Source organism: Methyloparacoccus murrellii (assembly GCF_054657115.1).
This window is the reverse complement of the sequence record NZ_BAAHXD010000089.1, coordinates 1-2925: the sequence shown is the minus strand read 5'-3', so window position 1 is coordinate 2925 and position 2925 is coordinate 1. Positions and strand designations below refer to the sequence as shown.

Below are 2925 nucleotides of genomic sequence, written 5' to 3'. Positions count from 1 at the left end.
GAACCTCTGAACAACTCCGTTTTCCTGCCGTGGAAGAGGGAGGTGGATCGTTTTTTCCATTCAACGGGTCGAAAAACTCGGCTTTTCGCTCAAGGATTCCCCCTGATGGCCGCCTCCGCATGGGTTTCCCCACGTTGCGGACGGATTGCTCCCGTCACGCCAGCAACGCCCTGCGCTTGAGATAGAGATTCGCCAGTCCCACGAGCATGAAGACCTGGGCGGCATTCTTGGCTAAACCTTTGTAACGGACCTTGGTATAGCCAAACTGGCACTTGATGACCCGGAATACGTGTTCAACCCGGCTGCGGATCGATGCGTGCTTGCGGTTCCTCTGCTTCTGGCTGGACCCCAAGCGGGACGTGGGACGCGCTTTCAGCGCCACACCCCAGTAGACACCGGCCCGCCGCGCCGCGCGCTTATAGGGGTTATAGGCATACGCGGCATCGCCAAATACCGCGCGGTCGTCCTCTCGCAGGCGCTTGGGCAGTTCGGTGATATCGGCCACATTCGCCGGGGTGACCGATACGGTGTGAACCACACCACTCTCGACATCCGCCCCCACGTGAATCTTCATGCCGAAGTACCATTGATTGCCCTTTTGGGTCTGATGCAGGTCGGGGTCGCGGGTCTTGTCCCGATGCTTGGTCGAGGGGGCCGCATGGATGAGGGTGGCATCGACCCTGGTGCCGCCTTTCAGCAGCAACCCTTCCTGTTCCAACCCGTCATTGATGGTGTTCATGAAGGCGGCCGTCAGCTGATGCTGTTCCAATAACCGCCGGAAATTGAGCATCGTCGTCTCATCCGGGACCGGGGTCTCGCCCAACTCAATGCCGACAAAGCGGCGCATGGACTCGATCTCATACAGCGCATCCTCAGCCCCCGGGTCCGACAGATTGAACCCCTGTTGCAAACCGTGAATCCGCAACATCATGTTCAACGGCATCGGCTGATCCCATGGCACCACCTGCTCCATCTCCAGCACAAAGCGCTCCCGACGGGTTTGCTTCTTCTTGGCGTCATAACTGAGGGAGGCAAAGGTGGTCTGTTTCATGGGGCCATCCAACGGGGCAGCAAACGGTGAAAGCTATCCTGCCGCAGGGCGTTGTTCAGATGTTCCCTAAAATGGAATGGGCCGATCTACAAGATGAGGAATTCAGACGGTCAATATGAGCCTTTTTGTCAGAGCTGCTACGATAAGGATGGCAGGTTCGCCCACCTCCACAGTGATGGTACTGGACTCTACAAATGTCGAGTCTGCGATCAGAGCTTCAAGACCAGGACGAGGTCAGCCAAGGCTGGACAAAAATTGAAGGCTACAATGTCGCGCCGTTCCAGCCAACTTACATAGGACGCATAAGATGTCCTGAGGAACAAGCCCAAGAGGCATTCACAACGAATATTCTCGAACCTATCAAGCTTGCTTATCACCACCTTGAAAACTCAACATCGAGCGCTGTTCCTGTCTCATGGCGGCGGACCTCTGCCACTCCTGGGGGACAAAGCCCATGGGGAGCTGGTATCGCGGTTAAAGCATATCGCGACAACCATGGCAAGACCATCGGCAATCATTGTTGCAAGCGCTCACTGGGAGGAAAGCCGCCCGACGGTAACCTCCGGCACGAAACCCGCTGTCATATACGATTACTACGGCTTTCCAAAGGCATCCTACGAGCTCGAATACCCCTGCCCGGGTGAACCGCGGCTAGCGCACGCCATTGCCGAACAGCTTGGCAATGCAGGCATTACCGTGGCTCTTGATGACGCCAGAGGGTTCGATCATGGCTTGTTTGTTCCACTGGCCTTAATGTACCCGGAAGCGGATATCCCATGCGTTCAACTATCGTTGATCACAAGCCTTGATCCTGCCGAGCATATAAGACTGGGCCAGGCCATGCGTAATCTTGGCAATCCATCGTTGCTCCTGATTGGCTCCGGGTTTTCGTTCCACAACATGAGGGCCTTTTTCACGCCGGAGACGGATGATGCAAGGGCCATGAACCGTGCATTCGAGCACTGGCTTCTGGAAACGTGCTCCAGTCGGGAGCTCTCCGAAGAAGCAAGAAAACAACGGCTCATCGATTGGGCATCCGCGCCTTTTGCACGCTATTGCCATCCGCGGGAGGAGCACTTGCTCCCCCTTCATGTTTGCTATGGCTTTGCGGCATCGGCGTGTTCCGCTGCATACGAACTCCAGATTCTCAACAAGCAATCGAGCATGTATCTGTGGGAGATCGAAGGCTAACCCGGTGTTGCCGGTGACGCCTGCCCCGCCGTGCGAAGCCCCTGCTTCTGAACGCCAGCATGAGAACCTGCGAGCACCCCGTGACACCCGATGACATTGCCGAAAGCTACGATCAGATCGCCGACATCTGGAATCGCGAGGACTTCCCTCGCGACAACGGCATCAGGCAGCACGAGCGGGCGATTGCCTTCGTCACGGCAAGGGGCCCCGCCCTGGACATTGGCTGCGGGTGCAGCGGCAGGATCATCGATCTGCTGGCAAGCCATGGCTTTTCCGTCGAAGGCGTGGATGTGTCCGGGCGGATGATCCAGCTGGCCAGGCAACGTCATCCCGATGTCATCTTTCATCATGCCGACATCGTCAGGTGGACCTTCCCGGGGCGATACCATTCCTCGAACACCCAGCGCTCGAAACGCTTGGCAGCCGGAAGGTTGCTGCTGACGATCAGGCGCAGGACATCGGCCTCCGAGAGGACGCGGACCTCCTGCATGCCCCCGGCGGTCTGAAGGGGGGGTAGCGTTTTGCTACCCCCTTGCAATGTTGCTTCATGGCATCGCTTGGGTTGGCGTAGCCAAGAGCGTGAGCTACGTCCTTGCCCACGAACCAAGGAGTGCCCCGGTCGTCGGTGACGACGCGGATGTTGCTGGAGTCGAAGTCGAAAGCAATCAGATCATTCATGAGCA

At 57.5% G+C, this 2925-nt stretch carries 4 protein-coding genes and 1 pseudogene; 2 read left to right on the top strand and 3 right to left on the bottom strand.

Annotated features, from left to right (window positions below; translation table 11 throughout):
- Positions 1–154: 154 nt before the first annotated feature.
- A complete protein-coding gene (locus tag ACYQ1H_RS15320; RefSeq protein ID WP_460028904.1) occupies positions 155–1051 on the bottom strand; it encodes an IS5 family transposase in 897 nt (298 codons plus the stop codon).
- Positions 1052–1417: 366 nt separating this feature from the next.
- Between ACYQ1H_RS15320 and ACYQ1H_RS15315 the strand changes: the two genes are divergently transcribed.
- On the top strand, positions 1418–2242 hold the full coding sequence (locus ACYQ1H_RS15315; RefSeq protein WP_460028903.1) for a DODA-type extradiol aromatic ring-opening family dioxygenase: 825 nt from the start codon (positions 1418–1420) through the stop codon (positions 2240–2242).
- Here ACYQ1H_RS15315 and ACYQ1H_RS15745 read toward each other — a convergent pair.
- Entirely contained in the window at positions 2239–2592 is a 354-nt protein-coding gene (locus ACYQ1H_RS15745) for a hypothetical protein (RefSeq protein WP_488199411.1), read from the bottom strand. The two genes, ACYQ1H_RS15315 and ACYQ1H_RS15745, sit on opposite strands and share 4 nt — an antisense overlap.
- On the opposite strand from ACYQ1H_RS15745, the gene ACYQ1H_RS15740 reads away from it, so the two are divergent.
- Positions 2485–2748 carry a class I SAM-dependent methyltransferase gene (locus tag ACYQ1H_RS15740; RefSeq protein WP_488199410.1) on the top strand — a complete coding sequence of 88 codons (264 nt, stop codon included), beginning with the start codon at positions 2485–2487 and terminating at the stop codon, positions 2746–2748. The two genes, ACYQ1H_RS15745 and ACYQ1H_RS15740, sit on opposite strands and share 108 nt — an antisense overlap.
- Here ACYQ1H_RS15740 and ACYQ1H_RS15735 read toward each other — a convergent pair.
- Positions 2691–2920 (bottom strand): annotated as a pseudogene (locus tag ACYQ1H_RS15735) (BRO-N domain-containing protein); the annotation flags it as partial. The gene ACYQ1H_RS15740 and the pseudogene ACYQ1H_RS15735 overlap by 58 nt on opposite strands.
- Positions 2921–2925: the final 5 nt, after the last annotated feature.

Bases quoted from the DNA above. Each gene is read 5' to 3' on its own strand.
- ACYQ1H_RS15320 (WP_460028904.1), bottom strand. From the start codon at position 1,051: ATGAAACAGACCACCTTTGCCTCCCTCAGTTATGACGCCAAGAAGAAG.
- ACYQ1H_RS15745 (WP_488199411.1), bottom strand. From the start codon at position 2,592: ATGATGAAAGATGACATCGGGATGACGTTGCCTGGCCAGCTGGATCAT.